We start from the raw sequence: 25,847 nt of genomic DNA on the forward strand, positions 1-25,847 counted from the left end.
CACGGTAAAATGCTGTTCTGAATCGCATACTTCCCATGAAAACGCGGACCATCATCACTCTGACAGCGCTTCTTTGCTTCTCGGGATCGCTTCTGGCCCTCACTCCCGTTCAGGAGGCCCGGAATCATCTGGAGCACGCCATCGGGCTCCTCAACAAAAAGGAGGAGGGTGCGGGGAAGAAACGCAAGACCTCCATTCCCAACATCATCAGCGTTCTCTCAAACACCGAGACGCGCCTCAATGAGGTGAAAAAGAACAAGGGCACCAATGTCAATGCGGCGCTGGAATTTGTCGCCACCGCCAAGACGGAGCTGGAAGCCGCGAAGTCCGGCTCTGAATCAGAGCACCTGGCCAAAGCGGAAGCCGCCCTCCAGGAAGCTCTGAAAAGAGTGCGCAAGATGGCGCAGATCAACAAGTCGCTCTAATTGGCCCGCGAGCTCGTCAGAAACGCCAGCAGATCGCGCAATTCTGCATCCGTGAGCGACATCACCAGCCCCTGCGGCATCAGCGAGGTTTTGAGCTCGGTGCGGCTGACGATGTCCGTCTGCGGAAAGGAGCGCTCCTTGCCCGTCAGGTCCCGGAAGACCTCGCTGCTGGAAGAGCGCAGCATGATGCCGATAAACTCAGTGCCATCCTTCAGCTTGACCTGCGAGGGATAAAACTGCGGAGCCACCTCGCGGCTCGGCTCCAGAATGGAGCGCAAAATAGCGGCGCGGTCCCCCTGCCTGGCGACCAGGCTCAAATCAGGCCCCACCACATTGCCACGGCCACTGTGCCGGTGGCAGGTGGCGCAGAGGCCGACTTTGGAGTGGAAAAAGATGCGGCGGCCGGCCTCCACATCGGCCTTGCCTGGCACTGCATCAATCCTCTTGAGCCACGCAGCAGTGTCATCAAAGGCAGGCCAGGTCGTGCTCATCACGAAGGTTGAGTCCTTGTCTGAAAACCGCAGCGCGCGCCGCGCCTCATCACGCAGCATCTCATCCTTGCCCGCGGCCAGTTTCACCAGCAGCGCCTGCTCTTCCGCCTTGGAGGAGGTCGCCAGTCCCACGACCGCATCGGCCCTCAGCTCCACCTTTTGCGATTCATCTGCGGCGATCTCTGCCAGCACCGCGCGCGCATCATCCGCATTGCGTGCCGCCAGCGTGCGCACGACCTCCTGACAGAGCACCGGATTGCCCACGGCAAAGAGCTCGCGCAGCAGCGGCACTGTGAGCTGCTTGTGTGTGGCCGGCACCAGCCGCAGTGCATAACCTTTGAGCTGTGCGGGAGTCTTCGGACTGGTGATTCGCTCGACCAGCACCTCGGGATTCGTCACCCCTGCGCCCGGATCACCACGCAGGGTGTTCCAGGTGGCGAGCACAGCCTCAAACAGACGGTAGTCGAGCGTCGGGTCCGAAAGCATCGCTTCGACCTGCGGTGCAAACTGAGTCAGCACCGCATCGGCGATCCAGCGCAGACACTCAAAGCGGATCTCAGGATCCGTATCGCTTAAAAGAGCGCCCACCCACTTCCCCTCGTTCAAATCAACCCGGCGCAGCGCCACAAACGCCCAGACGCGGTCCTGCACCGGCAGCTTTTGCAACGCCTCAACCGACCATTTCTCACGCGCCAGCGCGGTCAGGGCGGCATCCGCGAGATATGCATCAGCCCCTCGTGCCAGTTGAAGAAGCTTGGACGTCTCGAGTTTCGTTGCACCCGTGCGCAGGCCCTCCGCCAGGCGCGCGTCGTCATTCAACGCATCAGGCCTGGCTTTCACCCACGCAGCCTTCGCCGGATCGATCTCCAGCTTCCAGAGCCGCCCGCGTTTGTGGATGGGATAAGAGCTGAACACCCAGTCATTGAGATAAAACGCCCCATCAGGCCCCACCGCCATGCAGGTCGGGCGGAAGAAGTCGCTGCCTTTGACCAGCGGGATGCGCTCAGACTTATAGCCCGCGCCCTGACGCGTGAGCGGAAAGTAATCCACGCTGTGATCACTCCAGCTTGGGATCAGCACACCGCCGCCGAGTTCCACGATGGCGCAGGGCCCCTCCCCACACGGATGCACCATGCCAATGGTGCCGCGCAGTTCACCATTCATGCCCACAAACGGATGCACCGGCGCGCTGCCATACACCCACTGGAAGCCGTAGTCCGCCCCCTCGACAACATTCAGCAGCCGGCACGGCGGGCGGCTGCCAGGATCATTCTCAGCAGCAAAAATCTCGCCGTCCTGGCGCACCAGCAGGCCAAACGGATTCCAAAAACCACGCGCGATACGTCGCATCTGCCGGCCATCTGCGGTGCAGCGAAACACGCCGCCCTCGCCACGTCCGCTGACTTTGGAGCCATCCCTGGCCGTGAGCGTCCAGTCCTTGCCAAAGTTTTCCCCCAGCGAAAACACCAGCCCTCCATCTGGATGCCAGGCCATGCCGCTGAGGCCATTGTGCGGATAGTCCGCCACGGAATCGAGTGCAGCCAGGTTTTCCTCCACATCGCCCACGCCATCGCCATCCGTGTCCTTCACGCGCAGCACACGGTCGCGCTCGGCCAGGTAGATCCAGCCGTCCGGCCCCACTTCCACGTGCATGGTGGCATCGGTCTTGTCGTAAAACACCCGGCGGTTTTTGCCGTTCGCATCAAACACCAGCACCTCGTCATGCACCGGCCCGTCGTAGTCTTCCGGGCGAAAGTGCGTGTGGCAGGAGATGGAATAAATCTTCCCATCTTTGTCCACCGCAATGCCCGTCGGCGTGACGAGATCCGGATGCTCGGCCAGCAGCGTGAGCTTCACGCCCGGCTGCAGCGTTTCGATCTGCGGCGGCAGTTGGTCCGGCACTTCCGGTGATTTGGTGGGCGCAGTTCGGGGAGCGCCGAAGACGGACGCAGCCCCGGCCAGGGAAAGGAGAAGCAGGAGTGGTTTCATAAACTTAGGCAGTGCGGACACGTTCCAAAGCCGCGGCGATTTCTTTTTCGATGACCGGCAGCGGATTGAGCAAAGCGAGCGGATCAGCCACGGGCGTGACTTCGTTGGTGCGAGGGTCCCAGTTCACCGGGCCAAAGCGGCATGGCGCAGGGTTGCCTGTGAGGATGTGCATTCCCGCATCATCCTTGTCGAAGTGCCAGAACTCGAACGGGAAATGAATGAAGCCGTGCTTCTCCATCATCGCGGTGATCTCCAGCCGCGTGGCCACATGCTCCGGCGCGACGAATGGCGACCTCATGGGCGTACATTCGCTCATCTCGAGATAGGGGTAACCACGCCAGACCTCGGTGCCGTCGTCACGACGAAAGACCGAGATGTCGATGGCCGAACCCGACATGTGTGCGCCGATCTTCGGCATGTTGGCCGTCAGCACGATGGCACGGCGGAACATCATCTCCGTGCTCGGGATCTCTCCGCCCAGCTCCCAGATGCACTTCTTCAAAACCGTGTCAAACACCGAGGGCTTGCGCACCAGCTGCCGCTGCATGTCCAGCGAACGAAAACCGTCCTCGATCTTCAAGATCCAGCCGCGCTCGTTCATCTCACGCCCGATGGTGATGACATCGCGCACGAGGCTTTCGCGCAGAAAGTAAACGCGCTCCAGATCGCCCGCGATCTTGCTCGTGGAAAACTGCATCTCCACATTCGCGGCAGCTGCTGCGTCTGGAATCGAGGCGAAGCGTTCGCCGCACTCGTTGACCGGAAACGCGATGAGCTTCTGCACAATCGCATAGCCCTGCTCCATCTGATCCGCCCAGTAGGCGCGGCGTGCGGCTTCGTCGTTGCTGTTCATGGGCGGTTTACTTGGCTTTGCGCACAGCGATCGCCTCCACTTCGTAGCGCAGCGAAGGCGGCAGGCAGTTGGTGATGGTGGTGCGCGCCGGCGAGGGCTGCGGGAAATACTCGCGGTAGAGCTGGTTGTACAGCGCCACATCCTCGGCATCGCGCACGTAGTTCCGCGTCTGCACCACATGCTCCAGATCACTGCCCGCGGCCTCCAGCACTTTTCGCACGTTCTCAATGCTGCGCCGAAACTCGCCTTCGAAAGTGTCGCTGATGATGTTGCCCGCCTGATCCACGGAAGCCTGTCCTGAAACAAAAATCAAATCGCCCACCACCACGCAGGGGCTGAAGGGCAGGTGCGAAGTCGGCGTGTCAGGAAGCTGGGGATATGAAACGAGGGGATGGTTCATGAGAGTGTCGAGATCAGGGTTTTGCGGCCGGTGTGGACTGAAGACGGGCCTTTTCTTCAGCCTCGCGCTTGAGCATGTCTTTCGGATGTTTCGAGAAACTCGCAAACACATCCCCCACCACGCGGTCCGCAAGTTCTCCCAGCTTTTTCAAAATGACCGGCTCGGCCTCAGGCTTGAGCTTGGAGAGGTTCGGCTCATAGCCGCCCACTTTGTGCGCCTCCGCCGTGGCAATGTAGCCAATGTTTCCGTTCGCGTAACCGACGATGACGGGCGTCGCACGATTGGCGATGGCACGCTCCAGTTTGAAACCATACTCCACCATCGGCTCTCCCGGCATGGTCAGCAGCAGGAAGGGGCCGATCTTCATTGCCATCAGTTCGGCACGCACCGGCTGCTCTTTGCCCGGGAGCTCCACCACCTCGCTGGCCACGCGGATGGGGTAGAAGGTCTCGCGTTTGCGCAGTTGCTCACGCGTCACGCTGAAAGACGCCGCACGCGCCACCGCGCCGCCGAGATCACGCCCGGCCCACTGGATGTCCGCCTCATCAGCGCAGCGGTAGGGGTATCCGGGCAGATTGGGCCGGATGTCTCCCGCGCAGCCCTGCATGAAAAGCGCGCTGGTTTTCTGCGCGTAGCACATCTCCACAAACGTCTGCGCCTCGCCTGGAAAGTCCGCGCTCATTTTCGGATAGCCCTTCGGATAAGGCTGGGAGCCTTTGTCTCCCCAGGTGAAAAAGCAGGGATGGCAGACCGCGTGCATGATGACCGCCAGCGGCGTGAGTGTGGCGCCATCGTCAAAGCGCAGCACCTTCACACGCGGATCATTGGGACCCTCAGGGTTCAGACTCACCACAGCCCGGCCATCGTAGGTTTTGCGGCGGTTGATGCCGAAGCTGATGCGATCCTCCCCGTAGCCGACGTTCACCGGCTTCATGTGCGCGGCAGCCTCCCTGGCGGCGGCGCCCAGCTTGTTGATCAGATCCGCCGCCCAACGCATGTTTTCCATGTAGCCGGGAGCGGAGTGATTGTGCGAGGCGGCGACGAGGATGTTCGCCGAAGGAACGCCGGTTTCCGCCTCAATCCGCGCCCGCGCATCTTTCACCATGTCATCCCAGGCGCCGATGGTGTCCATCGTGACGATCGCGGCCTTCGTTTCGCCATCATCGAGAATCAAAACACCCGCGCGCAGCGGATCGCGCACGCCGCTGATGGGGCGCACATGGCCGACAACTTTGATCTTCGCGGCATCCGGTGGCGTGATGTCAGTCTTCGCCACTCCCGCTTTCAAATTCGACACGACAGGAAACTGCCCGTCTTTGACCTCCTGCGCGTGAGCACTGGAAAAGACGAGGAATACACCGAGGAGAAGGGCCGGGCGGAGTTGCATGGCTCTCTTCTACGCTCTCAGATGGCGCAAATCATCATGCGATCAATTCCGCAATCGGCCTGCCGTTCTCCACGATGTGCGTCGGCCGCCCGTTAAGATCATTGATCGTGACCTTGGTGTAGTCGATGCCGAGGTGGTGGTAAATCGTGGCGAGGAAGTCGCTCGCATTGCACGGACGCTCTACCACGTCTTCACCCCGCTTGTCGCTCGCACCGATGACACCGCCCGTCTGGATGCCGCCACCCGCCCAGACATTCGTGAAGGCACGCGGCCAGTGGTCACGCCCCGGCTGCAGCGTGCCCGTGGGGCCGCTGGCATCTCCCGCACCAGTGCTGCGGTCAAAGCTGATTTTCGGCGTGCGGCCAAACTCACCTGTGACGACAACGAGCACCCGCTTGTCCAGCCCTCTGGCATAAATGTCTTCAATCAGCGCGGACACCGCGCGGTCATAAGTCGGCATGCGGAAGCGCAGCGCTTCAAACTGATGCTGATTCACCGCGTGGTCGTCCCAGTTGTTCACGCGTCCGCACAGGGGTCCGCTGAGGCTGCTGGTCACGATTTCCACACCGGCCTCCACCAGCCTGCGCGCCAGCAGGAGCTGCTGCCCCCAGCGGTTGCGCCCATAGCGGTCGCGGATGGCGGCATCCTCCTTGCTGAGGTCAAACGCATCGCGTGTTTGCGGATTCGTCAGCAGCGTCGCCGCCTGGGCTTCAAATTCATCCAGTGCCCCGAGCTCGCCCTCGCGGTCAAACGCGCGCTCCAGCTTGTCCAGGCTCTTGCGCAGCGCGATGCGGTCGCTCAGGCGGCGGTTTTCCGCCTCGTCTGCCAGTCCGATGTTCGGCACCTGAAAATTCGGCCGGTTGGGGTCATCGCTCACGGCAAAGGGCGCATACGCATCGCCCAGATAGGCCGGGCTGGAATATTCGGGCGATGCCGCAGGCACCCCGATGTAATTCGGCAGCGGATTTGCCCGCCCGCCCTCTTTGGCGCGCAGATAATGCGCCACCGACATCCAGTCCGGCAGACGCGGCTTGGGCTTGTCGCGTGTGTCGCTGTCGCCGGAAAACATCTGCATCGTCCCCGCCGGATGTCCCCCCGCCGACTGGTACATGGAGCGCACGATGGTGAACTTGTCCGCGATCTTCGCGTTCATCGGCAGCAGCTCCGTGAAATGCGTGCCGGCCACCTTCGTGCTGATCGTCTTGAACGGCCCGCGATACTCGCTGCTGGCATCCGGCTTTGGATCGTAGGTGTCGATGTGCGACTGCCCGCCCGGCAGCCAGACCATGATGATCGATTTGCGCTCCCCCTTCGGCTTCGCCGCATTTTCAGCGCGCAGTTTCAGCAGTCCCGGCCAGCTCAGCGTGGCCATGCCCGCGAGACCAAACTGCATGAATCCACGTCGCGAAAGCGGGCCGGCACAACGAACGAGAGAGGGAGGCTGAATGATGGATGACATGGGTTAAAACCTACGTTGGGCAATGCTTGTCTTTATCGGGGTAATGGTTCTGCCAGCTCACGCCGTCAGCTCTGGAATCGGACGCCCGTGATCGACAATGGGTGTCGGGCGGCCGTTGAAGTCGTTGATCGTGACCTTGGTGGAATCAATGCCCAGATGATGATAGATCGTCGCCAGAAAATCCCCCGCGCTGCACGGCCGCTCAGTGACGTCCTCGCCCCGTCGGTCCGTGACGCCGATCACCGCACCCGGCTGGATGCCGCCGCCGGCCCAGATGTTGGAAAAAGCCCGCGGCCAGTGGTCGCGGCCCGGTTGCAGCGTGCCCGCGGGTCCGCTGGCATCGCCCGCGCCCGTGCTGCGGTCAAAGGTGATTTTCGGTGTGCGGCCAAACTCACCGGTCACCACCACGAGCACGCGTTTGTCCAGACCGCGTGCATAAATGTCCTCGATCAGCGCGGACACCGCCTGGTCATAGTTCCCCATGCGGAAGCGCAGCGCCTCAAAGATGTGATGGTCCACCGCATGGTCGTCCCAGACCTGCGTGCGCCCGCACAGTGGGCCATGCAGGCTGCTCGTGATGATCTCCACCCCCGCCTCCACCAGACGGCGCGCGAGAAGGAGCTGCTGCCCCCAGCGGTTGCGTCCATAGCGGTCCCGCGTCCGCGCGTCTTCTTTGCTCAGATCAAAAGCATCACGCGTCTGCGCGCTCGTCAGCAGGGACATCGCCTGGAGCTCAAACTCATCGAGCGCCTGGAGTTCGCCCTCGCGATCGAAAGCACGTTCCATCTTGTCCAGGCTGCGGCGAAGCGCGACCCGGTCGCTGAGGCGGCGCGTCTCCGCCTCATCCGGCAGGCCGATGTTCGGCACCTCAAAACGCGGGCGGCTCGGATCTTCGCTCACCGCGAACGGCGCATAGGATGCCCCCAGATACGCCGGTCCGCAGTAGGAGGCGTTGATTGGATTGACACTGACGTAGTTGGGCAGCTCCCGCGGCCGCTGCGGATCTTTGGACCGCAGGTAATGCGCCACGGACATCCAGTCCGGCAGACGCGGGGCGGGCTTGTCGCGCGTATCGGAGTCTCCCGAAAGCATCTGCAGCGTTCCCGCCGGGTGACCGCCCGCCGTTTGATTCATCGAGCGCAGCACCGTGAACTTGTCCGCGATCTTTGCCTGCAGGGGCATCAGCTCCGTGAAGATCGTCCCGGGCACCTTGGTGCTGATCGTCTTGAATGGTCCGCGGTACTCGCTGCTGGCATCCGGCTTCGGATCGTAAGTGTCGATGTGCGACTGCCCTCCTGGCAGCCAGACCATGATGATGGACTTGCGTTCCCCCTTCGGCTTCGCCGCGTTTTCAGCACGCAGTTTCAGCAGGCTGGGCCAGCTCAGCGTCGCCATGCCGGCCAGACCAAACTGCATGAAGCCGCGGCGCGCCACGGGGCCGGCGCAGCGAACGGAGGAAGGAGGCTGGATGATGGAGGACATGTGGGAAATTCACGAAAAAAAGTGCGATTCTCCGCTCCATCGGGCTGGCTACTTCCCGCCAAACACCGCCAGTTCTTTTCCTGCGCCATCCCACACGCGCAGGATGCTGTCTTCACCACCGCCGACGAATGCACCGCCATTGGGGGTGCTCACGGCCGCCTGCATGTAGTCCGGCAGGTTGGCCATCGCCCGCACTTCGGTGCCGTCATCCGTCACGATGCGGATGCGGTTGTCACCCGCGGAGGTGACGATCTGATTCGTGGCGCCGATGAACTGCAATGAGGTGACCTCTTTGCTCCAGCCGTCGATCTTCTTCTTCCGCTCGCCGATGATCATGTCCCAGGTCACCACGGTGCCCTCCGCGCCCGCCGTGGCCAGCACGCGGCCGTCGCTGCGGAAAGCCACGCCCATGACGTGGTGGGTGTGGCCTTCAAACAGATTCACCTGCCTGCCCGTGGCGATGTCGGTCACACGCACGATCTTGTCAGCACCGCCGGAGGCGAGCCGTTTGCCATCCGGCGAGTAATCCAGGCAGAGCACCGTGTCGCTATGCTTTTCCTTCCATGTCTGCGTGACCTTGCCGCTGGCGGCATCAAAGAAGATGATGTCTCCGCTGCGCGAAAGCTCGCCGCCCCCCGTGGCCAGCGTCTTGCCATCCGGGCTGAAGCGCACGGCGTTCACGCGGTCGGCAAACAGCCCCTTCTGATCCAGTTTGCGCTCCAAAACCCATCGCGGAGAGCTGCCCACCGTCTGGGTGACAGCTTTGGTGGCTACAAAGGAACCATCAGGCGCGGAGGCGATCGTGGTCGTCGCGGCAGCATTGCCGGTGCTCTCCTCGATCGGCGTTCCGCTTGCAGCCGCCCACACCCGCAGCGTGCCATCATCAAGCAATGCCGCCACTCGCCGGGCATCCGCGGAAAAGGAAACACTCACAGCCTTGGCGGTGGCCTTGGTCACCGCCAGCTTTGCAGCCGCCAGATCCGCGGTTGCCTTGTCCTGCAAAGCCTTCGCGGCGGCCATGGCGGCATTCGCCGCTGCAAGAGCCTTGGCGTTGGCCGCCTTCGAGTCGGTGATGCGTTTCACGTCATCTTCCGCGTCTTTCACATTGCTCTGCGCCGCGGAGACGGCCGCAAGCGCGGATACTTCCGTCATGTTTGCGGTGATGAGCTTGTCCTGCGCCGTCTTGAGCTCCTTGTCGAGCGCCGCATCTGGCTTGCCAGCGGGCGCGGCTTTGATTTTGGCGGTGACCTCATCCACCACCTTCTGCGCGGTCGCCTTGGCCTCGGTGGTCGGTGTCACGGCCTTTTGTTTTTCCGGCAGCACCTTGTTCATCGCCACGATGGCCTCCTTGGCTTTGCCGAGCAGAATATCGAGCGCCTTGTCCTGCGCCTCGATGCGGGTCACCTCATTCTTTTGAAAGGCCTGCTCAAGCGTCTGCGCCGCGATGGTCCAGTCCAGTTCCGCCATCTTTTTCGCCGCCGCCACGCTGCCGCGCAGTTCGATGACTGGCTTGACGCCCGCCGCATCCCACACCCGCACCGCGCCATCATCACAACCGGTCACCACCAGTTTGCCATCGGCAGACATGGCGCTGCTGAGCACGCCCACCTTGCCCGCCGCGGCGATTTTCTTGATCAATTCAGCGCTCGCAGCATTCGTCGTCGGCCTGGCGTCACTCCCTGCCGGCCTGCCATTCTCCAGTTTCCAGATCTTCACTTCACGGAAGCTCCCGCTCGCCAGCCGCGTGCCGTCCGGACTGAAGGCCAGCGACTGCACCAGCGCACGATGCGCCGCGCCGTTTTTCTCCGCCGGATCACTGATCTGTGAAATGAACTGCCGCGTGGCCAGATCATACACATAGATGTGGTTCGACCTCCCGCAGGCCACGTAGCGGCCGTCCTTGGTGATCGCCACGGAGTAAATGGGATCAATGCTGGCGGAAAAAGCCTGCAGCACCACCGCGCGCTCCTCCATCACCGAACCCTTGGCACCCTGATCGATCCACAGCTTCAAAGTGGCGATCTGCTCCGGGATGAGATTCACCGCGCCGGACTTGTTGTTCGGTGGAGGCATCTCCATGTCCTTCGTGTGCAAAGACGCGGTCACGATCAGGCTTTCGGCCCCCTTTCCCGGAATGATCGCCGGTCCGCTCTCGCCGCCTTTGATCATCAGCTCCGGCGTCTCCATGTTCAGGTCCGCCTTGGTGGTCGTCTTGTTGTGGCAGGAGATGCAGTTCGCCTTCAGGAAGGGATACACATCGCGATAGTAGTCCAGATCGGCCGCCAGCGCGGCGGTCGAAGCACTCAAGAAAATGATGAGAGAATACGGCTTCATCACTTGCTGGCGGTGGTGGCTGCCGCGGGCTTTACCGACACACGAATCGGCTCTGAAATGAGGATCTCCACCGTGTCCGTGGGAGAGGCCGCCGTGGTGATGGCTTTCATGCGGTTGGTGGCGGTGGCCATCGCGGCTTCGGCCTGCTTCTGTTTTTCGGCGGCCTTCTTCGCGGCCTCCGCATCGGTGGCCGCGACCTTTTTGGCCTCCGCCGCAGCCGCGGCGGCCATCTGCTCCGCTTTCTTTTGCTCCGCCTCGGCCAGCGGCACGGCAGCCGGATTGTAGCGGTATTTGCAGATGCCCAGGCTCTGGAAGGCGAAGGTGTAATCTCCGGGCGCTATTTTTAGCGCGGCGAGATCGATCGTCGCCTCATGCGCTGCGGCCTTCAGCGGAATGTCGAATTCCTTGATGCCGCTGAAGCCTTCGCCGTAGGCCTTCACCTTGATCGAAGTGCCGTTGAATTCATTGCGCCACGTCAGCTTCAGCGGGATTTTCAGCGTCTGGCCGGCGGTGCCCTCGAAGACCTTGTTTTCAGCGGCGGCAAAGCTCAGCGGCGCCTGCTCGGAGTCGCTCACTGACACCGGAATGTCCGCCATGAGACGCGGTGCCGGGATTTCGCCCTTCGCATCCTTCACCGGCCACTCCATGCTCGCCACGCGCACCGGGCGCGTCACCACAGCACCATTGATCGTGGCCTTGCCAGTGATCTTCGCCAGTGAGAAGCCGTGTTTCGCATCGCCTGATGCCGTGAGAATCAGATGACCATAGGGCTTGCCTTTGGCGATCTTCAATCCAGTCGCGCTCACGCCCGGCGGCAGGTTCTCCATGCTGATCTCGATCTCACCATCGAAGCCATCACGGCGCTGCACCACGACTTCAAAAGCCCGCGACTCACCGGCACGCAGCGCCATGGGCTTCGAAAGGGAGGCACGGTCGCCATTGCGCAGGGTCATGTGCACCGCCCAGGTGGCGAGCGAGAAATCCGGCATGGCCTGTCGCACGATGAGGCGATACACATTGTTCTCATCACTTCGCGTACCGCCAAAGAGATCGCGCACCTGCAGACGGTAGGTGCCGTCCTCCTTGATCTCAAACTTGCCGTTCACATCCGGAGAACCGGCGTCGTAAGGCGGGCCGTCGTACGAGTAGCCGTTGCTGGTGACCTTCATTGGCGGCGCGATGTCATACAGCTCGGCCACATCCGTCAGTGTTTCCTTGTCGCCGGTCTTTTTCACCTGCTGCACGAGCACGAAGGGATCCGTGTTCAAACCGAGACGCTCTGACGCCACTTCGACCCACCATGTCTCGCCCTTCTTCGCGGTGAACTCATACGTATCGACATCTGCAGCCGGAAAAAACGCGCCCGCGACATCCAGCGGCAGGCTGACCTTCTCTGCTTCCACTGGCTTGTTGTTCGGCTCTGTTTCATTCGCCTTGGCCGTGGCCGGAAGACCTGCGGGCGGCCAGGACATGGCGCTCACCGTTTGCGTCTGCGGCTGACGCGGAGCAGGTCCGGCGCCCGGCGCCTCCTGCAGGGCCAGACGATAAAACAAACGCTCGCCGCCTTGGTAGGTCAGATCACTCACCTTGATGAGATAGGTGCCGTCAGCAGGCGGGATGAAATCGATCACTCCGCCCGTGCGGTTCACCTTCAAATCGCCGCCCTTGGCATCCGCCAGAACCACCACCGGCGTCAGGCGCGAGTCGATGCCCGTCGCGGCGCAATCCACAGCCACGCGCTTCCCCTTCACGCCCTGAAACGAGTAAAAGTCCACCGCACGCTTGGTCATCGTGGCGTTGCAGATGGTGCCCACCGGCAGCGCCATGGCGGTCTCCGGAGAATTGTTCGCCTTCGTGCGGGTCACTTCGGGCAGCTTGTTCACCGAAAACGCTCGTGCCGATGACACTCCCAGCCGGGACATCACCCGCGCATCGTAAACACCCACCGGCGTGTCAGCCGCGATGTTCACCACAAACTTGTTCTCCGCACCCGCCACCGGCTGCGCCGTGATCTTGGGCGTCGAAAACATCAGCTCCCTGATCTCCTCCGTGTTTTCCCCCGTGATTGTGACTTCCACCTTGGTCCCCGCCTGTCCGCCCATCGGCATGACCGTGAGCAGTCGTGGCAGCGGCAGAGTCACCTGCTGGGCCAGGGCAGAGGCAGCCGTCAGGGTGCAAACAGCCAGTGTGAGCTTGAATTTCGCGATCATAAATCAGTGGTTGTACAAAAATTCCTTCGTGTTCAGCAGCGCCCAGAGCAGATCTTCGTAGCCGTTGCGTTTGGCACGCTGGGAGTCGAGAGGCTTGCCTTCTGCGTCCGTGCGGGGCCGGACAATGTAGCTTTCGCTGATGCGCACTTCGTCAGCGGTCGGCTCGCGGGAGAAGGCGGCGAGGTAAAGTTCCCGGATGCGCTTGGGCTCCGGCATCTCGGCCTTGCTCAGCAGCTCGGCACGGCCGCCGGTGGTGGTGAGCTTGGCCTTCACGTCAGCGGCATTCATGAGATGCAGGCTCTGCGCCAGGCTGGCGGACTGCACACGCTCACACTCGCACACACTGGCTCCTTCAGGGCGGCCAAAGACTTTCAGAAAGGGGGAGGAGCGGTTGTAGCTGTTGTCAGGCAGTGAAATGGCACGTGTGCCGGGCGGCAGATCGTTGAAGCTGGAGGGCACGCCGCTGACCATGTCGATGCTGTCGAGCATGACTTCGGCGGTCATGCGTCTGGGGTAGTAATGGGAGAAGGCCTGGCGGTCTATGGCATTGAACTGGTTTGGCGTGGAGCTGAGCTGGTAGGCATGGCTCTGCACGATGTTGCGCACCAGCGCCTTCAGATCGTAGCCGCTGTCGATGAAGCTTTTCGCCAGAGCCTCAAAGAGGTCGGGATTGGTGGGTGGATTCGTGTCGCGCAGGTCGTCCTCGGGCTCGACGAGGCCGCGCTTGAAGAAGTGCTTCCAGTAGCGGTTCACGAGGGACTTGGCGAAGAAGGGGTTGTCCTTCTTGCTCATCCAATCCACCAGCGCCAGGCGGGGATCATCATCGGGGGCAATGTTGAGCTCCGGTTCACCGAGGCCGGCAGGCTTCAGCATCACGCGCGTTTTGCGGTGTTCGGTCTGGGCGATGCCGCGCTTGTGGAAAATGAGGTCTTCACCGGCAATGGCGGTCGGCTTGCGGCCGATCTGGCTGAAGAAGGCGGCGAGGCGGTAGTACTCCGCCTGGGTCCAGCGCTCGAAGGGATGATGGTGGCACTGCGCGCACTGCATGCGCACGCCGAGGAAAAGCTGCGCAACGTCTTCGAGCTGGGTGGTAGGCTCCTTGACTCGTTTGTACCATGCCACGGGTGGATTGGAGACGATGGTGCCCGTCGAAGCGAGGATCTGGCGCACGATGTTGTCGTACTTCTCGTTGGCGAGCAGACTGTCGCGCATCCACGCATGGAAGGCGAAATTAGAGGTGATGTCTGCCGCTTCCGAGCGGGTGTTTTTGAGCAATGCCGTCCACTTGTTGGCGAAGTAATCGGCGTAGTCGGGGCTGTTGAGCAGGGTTTCGATGGCGCGGTCGCGTTTGTCGGGCTCGCGGCTGGCGAGAAAGGCTTTGGTTTCCTCCGCCGTGGGCAGGCGGCCGCCGATGTCCAGGGAGATGCGGCGCAGGAAGGTGGAGTCGTCACAGATGGGCGAGGGCGGCACACCGATCTGCTTCAGGTTGGCAAAGACGTGCTGGTCGATGAAGTTTTTCACCGGCGGCAACGAGTCAACAGGCGCGCCCAGTGGAATGGAGACGCTGCAGACGGAAACATGGCCGCCGAAGCGCACCATCACGGCGACATTGCCGGGAAGATCGAGGGTCTTCACCAGGCCCTGTTCGCCGGCTTCCGCCATCGCACGCTCGTTGACTTCATAAAGGGCCAGCCTGGTCACATCCCGGGTGCTGCCGTCTGAGTAGCGTGCTGTCACCTTGAGCTGCTGCGCGGTTTTGATCTTCATCGAGATGCGCGCCGGGGCCACGGAGATGCCGCTGAGCTTTGCCTCGTCCTTGTTGGTGTAGTTCATGCCTTCGGCGATCCAGCGCACGAGGGTCTTGTAGTCTTCGGAGCCGGGTTCCAGCTTTTTACCACCGGTATGCGGGACGATGGCGGCCCCTTTGGTGATGAGCAGGCTTTCCTCCGGGGCTGGTGGGAAGACGCGACGCCCCTTCCCCTGCTTCACGATGGCCTCGTAATCTTCCTCGGGTTCGAAGCCGAGCACGCTCAGGCGGAATCCGCGCTGACCTGTGACGGCTTTCGCATGGCATGCGCCTGCATTGCAGCCGGCCTTGGTGAGGATGGGCTGGATGTCATTCACAAAGCTCAGTGTACGGGAAGGCTCCGCCGCGAAGGTCGTGGCGGCGAGCTGCAAAAAGAGGCAGGCTTTGAGAATGGCTTTCTTTTGGATCACTTCAAACCTACGGTTTGCGCCTACCCTTTTTCTCACAGGGTGACTTTAGTACCAATTTTAAGCACTATGAGACAAGCAGCTTTTGCCACCTTTTTTGCCCTCTGGATTCCATCGCTGGCCTTCGGTTGGGGGCAGCCTCACCATGCGATCACACGTGGGGCGCTGGAGGTGCTGCCGGCGTGGCAAAAGGAGGCGCTGGGTGGTGAACTGAAGCAGCTGGGAGACAGCTACTGCATGATTCCGGACAATGTTTTTACGGACAAGGAAAACGCCAAGTATGCCAAGATGGAGTCAGTACCGAATGAGGTGTATTTGAAGATCCTGCATGTGCCGACGCAGCAGGCGGAGTACCATGAGGTGATGCGTTACTTCATGGAGAAGGCGGTGGCAGCCTGGCGCGAGGGCAGGCAGGGAGACGCAGCACGCTACATGGGCACGATGTGCCACCAGATTGAAGATTATGGCAGTCCGGCACATGTGGTGCCTGGGGACAACATGTTCACGCTGATGCAGCAGCTTCTGCCGCCCTCGGAGGCGATGAAGGACCAGCTCATGCATGGGCCGATTGAGAACGGGGATTTCACGGTGAGCATCGAGGGCTACAAGCCTGCACTGCTTGGCACCACGGTGAATGAAGCTGCATGGAGGCTCATGCACCGGGTGCATGAGGAGATCATCAACTCACGGAGTACGACGGTGCCGATCATGCAGGCGTTGTACCGGGAGGACAAGGAGGGGGTGGTGAAGCACCAGCTGCGGGCGGCGGAGATGGACGCCAAGGTGGTGGCGGATGCGATGTATACGGTGATGTGCCTGGGCACCGGGAAGGTGGAGCAGGGAGAAGCACAGAGCTGCAAGGAGGTGCAGATCGGGGAGTTTTTCCCGGTGGAGGCGGCGAGCTTGTATTATCCGCAGTCGGAGTTTTTCAGCGCGCCGAACTGGGGGCATGCGCGGAGCGGGGTGATTTTGGCGGGCGGAAACAAGGCGATGCCGTTGGAGTTGTGTGTCGGATCCGGCAATCAGGAGTTCAAAAACGGGATCAGCGCGGGGATGGGGAAGGCGCTGACTTTTTTGCTGCCCAAGGATGTTTATGCGCGGTTCCGGGTGCTGGCGGGGCTGCATCCGGAACTTGGGGCGAAAGGCAGGGTGGAGTTTACGGTGAGCGGGGATGGGAAGGTGCTGGCGAGTGTGACTCTGAATGGGACGGACAATGCGCAGATGCTGGAGTGTGATGTGAGTAGTGTGACGGAGCTGCGGCTGGGGCTCACTTCGCGGGGGGTGGATGCTAAGAGCAATTATGCGATCTGGGCGGAGCCTACTTTGGTGAAACCTTGAGAATGCTGTCGAGCCAGGTGTAGGCGGCCTGGCGTTGGGGTTCGGGGAAGTCGTGGGGGGCGTCGGGGGTGACTAAGGTGAGGTTGTTTGGGGCTTTGAGGAGGGTGTAGATTTCTCCTGCTTTGGTGAAGGCTTTGCGGACGCCGGTGATGTCGAAGTTGGAGTCGTGGAGGGGGGAGTTGGAGAAGACGGCGCGGGGGGCGATGGCGGCGAGGACTTCGTAGAAGTCGAAGGGGATTTTGTCGGCGTTGTTTTCATACACGTCGCGGATGCGGGGCATGTAGCGGTCGCTGGTCCAGCCGGCGACTTTGCCGCCGTAGTAGTCGTGGAAGGGGGTGAAGCCGCAGCTGGTGACGACGGCTTTGATGCGGTCGTCAAAGACGGCGGTGAAGAGGGCGTTGTGGCCGCCGAGGGAGTGGCCGATGACGCCGATCTTGTCTTTGTTGACCTGGGGAAGTGTTTGAAGGAGATCGACGGCGCGGAGGTTGTTGTAGATGGCTTTCATGGAACCGCTGATGCGGTTTTTGAAGTCGAAGCGGTATTCGCCGAAGGAGGGGTAGTCGGGGACGAGGCAGACGTAGCCGCGTTCGGCGAGCTCGTGGGCGTAGTGGAGCGATGGATTGCCGCCGAGGCCTGCGGGCTCGTCTTTGCCGATCTTGGTGGTCTGATGGAGACAGAGCATGGCGGGAGATTTGACGGCGTCATGGGGGATGAGGAGCCATGCGGGGACGGTGTCGCCGAGTTCGGGTGTGTAGTGGATTTTGCGGCGGAGATACTTTTCTGTTTTTTCTTCGGAGATGGTTTGGATGTTTAGCGGGGTCCAGCGGGAGGTGTCGTGGAGGGGGCCCATGACTTGCTGCATGTTGTTTTTGATGTCGGTGACGCGTTCGGCCCAGTCGGCGGCGGTTTGGACGGGGCGGCCGCGGACGGTGAGGAGATTGGAGTGATCGGGGTAAGCGATGGCTTTAGGGGATTCGAGTTGCTGGGGTGTTTGAGCGATGAATTCTTTGGGCATGAGGGACTGCACGGCGGTCATGATGCGGTCTTCGACATCGGGTGCGAACTTGGTGGGGCGGTCGTAATAGACCATGGCGCTGGCGCCTTCGTAGCCGCCTTCTTCGAGGACGCGGCGGGAGGGGACGTAGCAGGGGACGTCGTTGGAGTAGCCGTTGACCCACATTCGGGTGCGGTCGTATTCGCGTTTGATGCGGAGGGAGTAGTCGACGGTGATTTCGCCGGGGAGGAAGACCATGGCCATGTCGTTGCCGAAGCTCCAGCGCTGGACGAGGTAGGGGAGATGGGTGGGGAGTTTTTCGCCGCGGTCGAGGCGGGCGAGGTTCTTTTTGGCGTGGTATGAAATGGCAGGCGTTTTGGAGGCGGCGAGGGTTTGCCATTCTTCGCGGGTGGGGAGGGTGTCGAAGGAGAGTTCGATTTGTTTGGCTGCGCAGGCGAGCGGGGCGGTGAGGGGTTTGAGCGGGCCGGTGGCGACGCGTTTGGCTTCGGCACCGAGGTCTTCGCCGTATTGTTTGACGAGCTCCATGGTGCGGCGGGGATTGGGGTTTTGATCGGCGCCGCAGCCGAGGGCGGTGAGGGCGATGGCGCCGGGGAATTCGCGCTGGAGGGCTTCCTGGGCGACGCCGGCCCAGTCGCCGTGGATTTCATCGATGCCGATGGTGGTGCAGTGGCAGGCGTAGCTGGTGAAGATGGCGCGGACTTTGCCATCGGTGCCGGTGATACGGAGGACGGGGAGGTCGTGGTCGATGGGCTTTAAGGGGAAGAGGCGACGGTTGGCGGCGAAGCCGACTTTGCCGACGCCCCAGGCGAGGGTGCTGGGCTTTCTATTTGCGAGGGCGGCGCGGGCGACTTTTTCGAGGTTGTCGGTGAGTTCGCGGGTGTAGCGCTCGATGGCGGGGAGGTGCTCGGCGGGGATGTCCATGCCAAAGAGATTGGGGAGCACGCCGATGAGCATGGGGGCACAGTGAGTGTGGCTGGAGCAGAGGGCTAAGCGGGCATCGGTGGCTTTGGTGTCTTGCTGAAGACGGCGGAGGACTTCGGTGCGCATGGAGGCGGGGATGCCGACGTTGTCCACGGTGAGGAGGATGGCGGGGCCTTCGGCATCATCGCCGCCGATGGCGAGGGCTTTGGCGAAGATGTGCTGGGAGACGCCGGTGTTGGGGGCGCGGCGGTTGCCGTAGCCGCTGAGGCGGACGGGGTAGTCCGGGGTGATGTCGATGGAAGCGGCGCCGGCGAGGTGGGTGGTGGGTGTGTCTGCGGCGAAAGCGGGGAGGGAGAGGAGCAGCAGGAGGAAGAGGAGGAGGTGCCGGTTCATGTGGGGAACACTACGTGGGTAAAAAGGGGTGACTTGCTAGGTGGGTGGAGAGCCTGAGGCAAAAGGAGTGAAGGAGCAAGGGAATGGGGGAGGATTCCATGCTTGCGAGCTGCGGCGAAGACAAGTGCCGAGCAGCGACGGCGGTTACAAAACGCGCCGCTTGCAAGCGTAGTACTCTACCGCCGTTCGCAACAGTGCTTGGTTAGGCCGTATCGTCCATTGAGAGAAGAATGCGACCGGCTCTCAGTGAAACTCGAATAGCAATCTGCTCGTCAGCTTGTATCTGAATCTCAACAGTGTTCGACTCCAAGCGTGCGGCCTTTTTGATGTCGCGCTCTCTAACAACAACCGTGTAAATCCCCGCCTGCAATCGACTGTAAACACTGTTAGGAGGGGCGAGGTCAGCGAATCGCGCTCCCGTACTGTGAACGTTGCGGTTGATGTAAACCTTGTAGTCTGACAAATCGAGAGAATCGTCGCCACGCAGAATGATGGTGCTCCGATTTGTGGCATCCCACTTTTTATTGAATTCCTCCCAGAAGCCATCTTTCGACATAAGTGTGAAACAGCTTAAAGAGCCAAGCTTAGCGAAAGGGCGCTCGGGATACAACGATTGCAATAGTGACACCCTCGCCGGGTTCGCCGCAGCGCATGGTCAGGCATTCGTTGTTTTGACATAAATCAAGTCGTTCGGTTTTTTCGACGGGTCGATCAGGAAGGCGTCCAAATACTTTGGGTCGGCCCAATCATCCCAAGGTGCGAGGCAATAATAGGCATCCAAGAACTGCCGCACAATGCCTGAACCTCGCATTTTCGCACCAACCCAACCTTTTCTGCGGCAATCTTCATGCGGCAACTGCGCGCGGGATACCTGAGGCGGCGAATGGCCGATGACAGTCCAAATGCCAGTACTCAGGAGATCGTGAGTGGTGAACAAACAAGCGATCAATGCGTCTTCGCGTGGAAGTGGCGGAGCATGGGGCGGACAGGTGTCTGGAACTTTGGTGTCGTAGAAAGCGCAAGTAACCGAGTTCAGCATCTCACGCTCCTGCGCCACGATATGCCCAAGCGATGCACTGCCATCAGCGAGCGGAATCTTGAACAAGTCACCCACTTTCCATTTTTGTCGCTTAACCATGAGTGGTGTGAGTATCCCTTAACAGGTGGATGATGAACAGATTTGCTGGGTTTGTTGCAACGGCGTGTCATGCCAAGCTTCGGTTCGCACGCAAGATCTTCGTTGTTTTGCACCACAACGCCAATGCCGCTTTTTTGAAGGAGAGAGGGCGGATGCAGCAGCGCCTAACGACCCCAAGCTCAGCGAGCCGGCGCACTGGACGCAACGATTGCAACCGCGACTCACCCCGCCGGGTTCGCTGCAGCACATGGTCAGGCGGCGTGGTCATACAAAATACCCTACACATGAAAACCCCAAGTACTCAACTCCCGCAACGCCGACCTGCAACCAATACCGCTTCGGCTCGCTCTGGCGAAAATGCGTGCCCCAATTCGATGATGCCAGGCCGGAGCAAAGCTCGACGAACAGGCAATCAGCGAAATTACCCTCCGACGAGGCCAACGAGCAGGGAAATGCCAATGCCGTGCCGGTGATACCAAAGCAACACCGCGCTCAAAGCAACTGGAAGCAACAGCGCCAAGAACCATCGTAGTGAACGCACGTAAGTAAGTAAGACGCACCCCGCGGGAACAGCGACACCAGTTTGGGTCTCTGCGCTACAGGGATGTTTTTGAGGTACTCGTGCATGGCGGGTGGAAAGGCGGCGGCGGAAGCACGGATCGCGACATCCGGATCACTTCTTTGCAGCGCATGGTCAGACGTTATTGTCGAGTGATGAAGTGCCATATCCGCTTCCAAATCGGTTCGCGTGCTATTCGCACTTTGCCGGGATTCTCGAGCGCCCACAAAAAGCGGCGCATCTGCTCTGGGTCACGTTTCTGGGTTGGTTCTTGCGTGTATGTGGCACCCAGAGTCGCGCAGAAAGAATGGATAACAGTCTCGGGAAGCCGCCCCGAAACTCGGAGTTGTCCGTCGAAGGCGTCATGGTATGTGAAGACTAGCACCGCGTCGTTATAGGCCTTGATGTGGTCGAAAAGCTCTGAGGTGGCACGCTCGGCTGCTAACTCGCACAATCCGTCGATAACTGCCGGCGAAAAGGAGACGTGAAAAATGTCGGGCACTGGACTGATACAATCGCGCACAACGGGAACCGTGTTGGCAGCTGCGTGACGCTCATAGAAACCGGCAACGTATGGTGCGATGGCGGTGCCCTCGAAATACAAAACGCCACCAGCGGGAAGCAGAGTGGCCAACGCGCGAGAGAAGGGAACTCGCTCGCGGACTGACTCGATAACCCAATGAGTCGGCGAGTCGAGGTCAATTCCAGCTCCCTCACCGCGGAGCATACCGCGCAGACCGTCCATCAACTGTTCGCGTTCGCTAGCTGGCATATTAAGGGCGCGTTCGATAACGCCCAACAGGAGGATCGGCAACAAAATCGTTGGGGGTGTCCCAACTCCTTTATAGCCGAGGGTTTTGTTGTCATAGTGCGCAAAGATAGCGAAAGGGTCGGATCGCACGCAATAAGTTTGTGGCGCGTTGATTGGTCAGGCGGTTCCGATTCGGTCACTCAGCGCATGGCTAGGCCACACGCTCATACTCTACAAACTCTCATCCAAATGACGACTCCAAACCGGCGCGGCCTTGTCGTGAGAGTCAACGCCCTGAAAGAACGCAGCACCAAGGGCCTGATAGTCCGGCTCTGGCCCGGCGAAAGACAAAAACTTGGGACGATGCACTGCGAAGCCCTGTGGGCTGCTCGCAGGGCGATACGGCACGGCCATGAGCAATGAGCACGAAGGCAGGCTGTGGTCACGAATATCCACCAGCAACGCATCCACCTTGCCCATGGGTAGCGTGACGAACCCATCGTAAATCAGCGCCGCTCGTGTAGCGCCCTCCAAATTGCGCGACAGCCTGTCCTGCCCCTCGCGCACGCCCTGCTCAATCCTATCCGTCATGAAGCGATGCATCTGACGCTTGCCGTCGGGAGTCTTGAAACCCATCAGGGGAATCAGCGGTCCGCCATCAGACACACACCAGACGGCGTGGGCGGTGAGAAAACCTGCGAGCTTTGCGGCTAGTTCCATGCGATGTGCGTAATGTGGACTAACGGGAAGATCTGCAATAAAATCGTTTAATTTGAACGAAATGGGGCCGCGCCAGAGCCAGTTGGAAACCAGCGCTCCAGGTACGGAGTGGCGTGAGGATAGCGATGGGAGGAATGGAGGGGCGGGGTACCAAGAAGCCGCACAGAGGACTGTGCGGACCACTTTGCTGGCGCATCTGCGCCGGGCTGCGGAGGTTTTCGGAGGGATGGGTGGGTTTCGGTGAAGCCTCAATGCGGCCATGTGCGAAGGCTGAATGACGGGCTGAAGACGACGAGCCATATAGTCCGCGCGTAAGCGGTGTCGGCGATGCAGGCTTGCGCCGTGCAGCTTTGCCACCGCAGTCCAAGACGCTGCGCGTTGTTTGAGGGGCCTCAGCCTCGAGGACTCTCGATGGATGTCGTTAACCGAGTGCCATCCGAGTCTGGCAGGAATGGGAGTGAGTTATGTCGTTTTGAGGGCGCTGGCCGGATTCCGGCTGAAGCCGGTACTACAATACGGGGATGGGTGACGCGGGGCGCTATGCATGAGCGGAGTGCTGCGGGCTCGGAGGCCCGCGCTCCAGGCCTCAGGGTTTTGCGGCGGGCTTGGGTTTGAGGAAGAGGACTTCGGCGCGGTCGATCCAGCCTTTGCGGAGGTCCATGCGGAACCAGCCGTCGGTGTTTTTTTTGTTGATGCGGCAGCCGCTGCGTGGGCCGAATTCGGCGAGGTCGTATTGGGTCCAGGTTTTTCCCATGTCGGGGGACCAGATGATGCCGCACTTATACGTTGAGGCCGGGGCGCAGTGGGTGGCGACGAAGACGCCGTCCTGCAGGAGCATGTTGGCGGATTCGAACATGGGATTGAAAAGCAGGGTGTGCTTGGAGGTGTCTGTGATGTCCTGCGGGGCGGTGACGAAGATGCCGCGGTCGTGGCGATTGGCGAGGGCGGGGCCGTTGGCGTCGGCGATCCAGTACACTTTGTCGCCGAGGAAATTGAGGCCGCCGCATTTGAAACGGGAGTTGGAATTGACGGAGATGAGGAGTTTCCAGTCCCAGGTGTCGGCGGTGGCATTGTAGGTGCCGCGGAGCCAGTGGCATTCGTTGCCGTGGCCGCGGTCGATGTCTCCGGTGACGGCGTAGAAGGCGTTTTCGGCGGGGTTGTAGGTGACGTTGTGAATGTGGCGGGCGATGAGGGTGTTGGTGGGATCGCCGAGGAGAGGGGCGGTGGGTGGGGCGTCTTTTTGCTGGAACTTGGGGTTTTGGCCGAAGGAGTAGGCGAGCTTGACGGTGTGGCCGCTGTCGGTGGAGTAGTAGATGTTTACGGGGACGGGGCCGCCGATGACATTGCAGTAATTTCCCCAGACGAGCATTTCTTTGCCTCCGACTTCGAAGCAGTGCTCGCCATCGAGGGAGTGGAAGTACCAGCCGGGCTGGTCGGCCTTGACGGGGGTGTGGGGGAGGTAGTCGGTGCCGTCGGGTTTTTTGACGATGATCTCGCGATGGGTTTTGAGGTTGTCGGTGGAAAGGAAGAGGTGCTCGCGGGTGGCGAAGAGGATGCTGCCGTTTTTGAGGATGACGCTGAAGGTGATGTTTTCGGCGTCGGGGAATTCGGCGGTGTGGGGCCAGGTGGCGCCGTTGTCTTCCGAGAGCATGATGCGGGTGCCTTTGAAGGCGAAGGCCTTGTTATCTCGCTGGGTGTCGATGTAGGGGGCATCGGGGGAAGGCATGCGGTAGAGGAAGTGCTCGGTCTCGCCGGTGATGGCGGGGGTGGGCTCTGCGTGGAGAGGGAGGAGCGCTGGGAGAAGGAGGAGGGCGAGGAGGTGGTGACGGATCATGTGTGTGGGAGAGTACGTGGGGGGAGCGCGGGGACTTGCTGGGGTGGGGTGATGGGGGGCGCTGGGGGGGCTCGGTTTTGCCGCAGAGGGGCGGAGAGGCAGAGGGGGCAGAGATTGCGGAAGGGGGGTGGGGAGAGGGCGCTGTTTTTTTGGCAAAGGAATGAAGGAGCCATGGAATGGCCTGAGATCCTGAGGAATGGTAAAATGATTGGGGGTAAAATGATTTTGAATGTGGGTGGAGGGGTGCTTGGGGAGTTGTGAGGTGGCTGTGGGGCGGATGGACGGAGAGGAGGTAGAAAGATTAGGGGTAGAAAGATTTTCCGGATTGGGGATGGGGTGATGTGGTGGGCGGAGTTGATGTTTTGTTTGGGCGATGGGCTGGCGCTGAGGAGAGGGGTGAAGGGATTTAGGGGATTTTTTTTTTGCGAGGGCGGAGGTCCGGATGCCGCACTCGGAGAGTGCGGACCACTCCACGGGTACGCCGTTCGGGGGCTGCGGGTGTTTTTGAATGGTTGGGGACAGGACTTATAAGTCTAACAGGACCGATGACGCACTGCGAGGACCCGAAGACTGATGTTTGATGATGGTCGATTATCCTGGTTTCTGAGGGTCTGGGGCGCGCGTGATTGACGATTCATCCTTCGCTCTGCGAGCTTCGGAGAACACGTTGATGAGCCATTGATTTTTGATTGTTGAGGTTTCAAGTCTTCGTCTCAGCCTTTGCGGAGGGTGCCGAAGACCTGGGTCATGGCGTCTTTGAGGAGGGAGCTGTCGTTGGAGTGGCAGATGAAGCGGGCGCCTTGTTTGATGGCGCGGAGCTGCTGCTCGGTTTTGCCGAACCAGGAGCCGGCGGGGATGTGGCGCTTGTCTGCGGCGTCGATGACTTTCTGGACGTTGGCGATGAAGTCGGGGTGGTCGTACTCGTTCGGGATGCCCATGTTGGTGGTCATGTCATTGGGACCGATGAAGAGGGCGCTGACGCCGGGGATGGCGCAGATGGCGTCCAAGTTTTGCAGGGCGAGGACGGATTCGATCATGGGAACGAAGAGGGTGGAGGCGCACTTTTGCTCGATGTAGTCGCGGGTTTTTTCGCTGGGCCACTTGCCTTCCTTGATGGCTTTTTCGAGGGCGACGCCTTTGAGGGGGCGATAGACGGCGGCGGCGGCGAGGCGCTTGATGAGGTCGACATCCTCGGCGTAGGGGATGACGACGCCGTCGAAGGAGTCGCAGACTTTGGCGACGTCGTCGGCATCGCGGCTGTGGGTGCGGGCGAGGCAGGCGATGCCTTTGGTGGCGAGGGCGTAGCGGAGGGGGAGGAAGTCGGCGATGTCGAGGGCGTTGTGCTCGGCGGAGACGATGACGAAGTCGATGGAGCCGTCTGGGATGAAGTCCACGATGGCGGGGACGACGGCGTGCTGGACGAGCATGCCGAAGACGGTGTGGCCCTTCATCATTTTTTCCTTGAGGAGGTGGGCGGGGCGGGAGGCGGGGGTGGAGTAGGGAGTGGTGGGCATGGCGGGCGGGATGCTGGATGCTAGATACTCGATCACGGGGGCGGATTATCGCGAGTGGGTGATTTTTGGGGGTGGGGAGGAAGGGACGTTCGGGTTTGCCGCAGAGGGGCGGAGAGGCAGAGGGGGCAGAGATTTTTTACTGAGGAATGCGCGGAAAACAGAGGGTGGAGGATGGACCGAGCGGGCACGCCAAAGCACCGCACATGGAATGTGCGGAACACTTCACGCTGAGGCACGCGGGTGTGGTTTTACCACGCGACATCGTGGTCCAAGGCGCTGACGCGGTGGCGGGAGCGCTGAGGCTCGCGCGCGTTATGCGTGTGTGAGATGCGTGGGGACGATTGGTGCGGGCAGGAGTGCCCGCATCACTTCACTTCGGAAAGTGAGGTGAGGTTTTTGACCTTACGAATGCGCTGGGTG

General features: G+C 61.0%; 18 protein-coding genes. 2 read left to right on the top strand and 16 right to left on the bottom strand.

Annotated features, from left to right (window positions below; genetic code table 11):
• Nucleotides 1-35 precede the first annotated feature (35 nt).
• Nucleotides 36-425, top strand: a complete 390-nt coding sequence (locus ACILSQ_RS10870; protein ID WP_395743647.1) for a hypothetical protein — start codon at nucleotides 36-38, stop codon at nucleotides 423-425.
• Here the strand turns inward: ACILSQ_RS10870 and ACILSQ_RS10875 are convergent.
• The 9 genes from ACILSQ_RS10875 to ACILSQ_RS10915 are packed head-to-tail and all read right to left on the bottom strand — an operon-like array spanning nucleotide 422 to nucleotide 15,247.
• Complete coding sequence (locus ACILSQ_RS10875; RefSeq protein ID WP_395743648.1) at nucleotides 422-2,905, bottom strand: PVC-type heme-binding CxxCH protein; 2,484 nt, start codon at nucleotides 2,903-2,905, stop codon at nucleotides 422-424. The genes ACILSQ_RS10870 and ACILSQ_RS10875 overlap by 4 nt on opposite strands.
• Nucleotides 2,906-2,909: 4 nt before the next feature.
• Nucleotides 2,910-3,758 carry a M15 family metallopeptidase gene (locus ACILSQ_RS10880; RefSeq protein ID WP_395743649.1) on the bottom strand — a complete coding sequence of 283 codons (849 nt, stop codon included), beginning with the start codon at nucleotides 3,756-3,758 and terminating at the stop codon, nucleotides 2,910-2,912.
• A 7-nt stretch (nucleotides 3,759-3,765) separates the two neighbouring features.
• Nucleotides 3,766-4,158, bottom strand: a complete 393-nt coding sequence (locus tag ACILSQ_RS10885) for a RidA family protein (RefSeq protein ID WP_395743650.1) — start codon at nucleotides 4,156-4,158, stop codon at nucleotides 3,766-3,768.
• A 13-nt stretch (nucleotides 4,159-4,171) separates the two neighbouring features.
• Nucleotides 4,172-5,545 carry a hypothetical protein gene (locus ACILSQ_RS10890; RefSeq protein WP_395743651.1) on the bottom strand — a complete coding sequence of 458 codons (1,374 nt, stop codon included), beginning with the start codon at nucleotides 5,543-5,545 and terminating at the stop codon, nucleotides 4,172-4,174.
• Between the two features lie 34 nt (nucleotides 5,546-5,579).
• Nucleotides 5,580-7,004, bottom strand: coding sequence for a DUF1501 domain-containing protein (locus ACILSQ_RS10895; protein WP_395743652.1), 1,425 nt, complete (start codon nucleotides 7,002-7,004; stop codon nucleotides 5,580-5,582).
• 57 nt (nucleotides 7,005-7,061) lie between these two features.
• Complete coding sequence (locus ACILSQ_RS10900; protein ID WP_395743653.1) at nucleotides 7,062-8,486, bottom strand: DUF1501 domain-containing protein; 1,425 nt, start codon at nucleotides 8,484-8,486, stop codon at nucleotides 7,062-7,064.
• A 48-nt stretch (nucleotides 8,487-8,534) separates the two neighbouring features.
• Nucleotides 8,535-10,820, bottom strand: a complete 2,286-nt coding sequence (locus ACILSQ_RS10905) for a c-type cytochrome domain-containing protein (protein WP_395743654.1) — start codon at nucleotides 10,818-10,820, stop codon at nucleotides 8,535-8,537.
• Nucleotides 10,820-13,030, bottom strand: a complete 2,211-nt coding sequence (locus ACILSQ_RS10910; RefSeq protein ID WP_395743655.1) for a serine protease — start codon at nucleotides 13,028-13,030, stop codon at nucleotides 10,820-10,822. Before ACILSQ_RS10910 ends, ACILSQ_RS10905 begins: the two co-directional genes overlap by 1 nt.
• 3 nt (nucleotides 13,031-13,033) lie before the next feature.
• Nucleotides 13,034-15,247, bottom strand: coding sequence for a DUF1549 and DUF1553 domain-containing protein (locus tag ACILSQ_RS10915; RefSeq protein ID WP_395743656.1), 2,214 nt, complete (start codon nucleotides 15,245-15,247; stop codon nucleotides 13,034-13,036).
• A gap of 66 nt (nucleotides 15,248-15,313) precedes the next feature.
• Between ACILSQ_RS10915 and ACILSQ_RS10920 the strand changes: the two genes are divergently transcribed.
• On the top strand, nucleotides 15,314-16,582 hold the full coding sequence (locus ACILSQ_RS10920; RefSeq protein WP_395743657.1) for an NPCBM/NEW2 domain-containing protein: 1,269 nt from the start codon (nucleotides 15,314-15,316) through the stop codon (nucleotides 16,580-16,582).
• Here ACILSQ_RS10920 and ACILSQ_RS10925 read toward each other — a convergent pair.
• From ACILSQ_RS10925 to ACILSQ_RS10955, 7 genes are all read right to left on the bottom strand, one after another.
• Nucleotides 16,563-18,911, bottom strand: a complete 2,349-nt coding sequence (locus tag ACILSQ_RS10925; RefSeq protein ID WP_395743658.1) for a neutral/alkaline non-lysosomal ceramidase N-terminal domain-containing protein — start codon at nucleotides 18,909-18,911, stop codon at nucleotides 16,563-16,565. The two genes, ACILSQ_RS10920 and ACILSQ_RS10925, sit on opposite strands and share 20 nt — an antisense overlap.
• Nucleotides 18,912-19,113: 202 nt before the next feature.
• Complete coding sequence (locus ACILSQ_RS10930; RefSeq protein WP_395743659.1) at nucleotides 19,114-19,467, bottom strand: hypothetical protein; 354 nt, start codon at nucleotides 19,465-19,467, stop codon at nucleotides 19,114-19,116.
• 99 nt (nucleotides 19,468-19,566) lie between these two features.
• Nucleotides 19,567-20,049, bottom strand: coding sequence for an Imm26 family immunity protein (locus ACILSQ_RS10935; protein ID WP_395743660.1), 483 nt, complete (start codon nucleotides 20,047-20,049; stop codon nucleotides 19,567-19,569).
• A gap of 701 nt (nucleotides 20,050-20,750) precedes the next feature.
• A complete protein-coding gene (locus ACILSQ_RS10940) occupies nucleotides 20,751-21,509 on the bottom strand; it encodes a hypothetical protein (RefSeq protein WP_395743661.1) in 759 nt (252 codons plus the stop codon).
• Nucleotides 21,510-21,590: 81 nt separating this feature from the next.
• Nucleotides 21,591-22,079 (bottom strand): hypothetical protein, encoded by a 489-nt coding sequence (locus tag ACILSQ_RS10945; protein WP_395743662.1) that lies wholly within the window; start codon nucleotides 22,077-22,079, stop codon nucleotides 21,591-21,593.
• A gap of 586 nt (nucleotides 22,080-22,665) precedes the next feature.
• A complete protein-coding gene (locus ACILSQ_RS10950; protein ID WP_395743663.1) occupies nucleotides 22,666-23,913 on the bottom strand; it encodes a hypothetical protein in 1,248 nt (415 codons plus the stop codon).
• Nucleotides 23,914-24,626: 713 nt separating this feature from the next.
• Entirely contained in the window at nucleotides 24,627-25,427 is an 801-nt protein-coding gene (locus ACILSQ_RS10955) for an HpcH/HpaI aldolase/citrate lyase family protein (protein WP_395743664.1), read from the bottom strand.
• Nucleotides 25,428-25,847 lie beyond the last annotated feature (420 nt).

Origin of the sequence: Prosthecobacter sp., assembly GCF_044227185.1 — a bacterium.
In the GTDB taxonomy this organism is placed as follows: domain Bacteria; phylum Verrucomicrobiota; class Verrucomicrobiia; order Verrucomicrobiales; family Verrucomicrobiaceae; genus Prosthecobacter.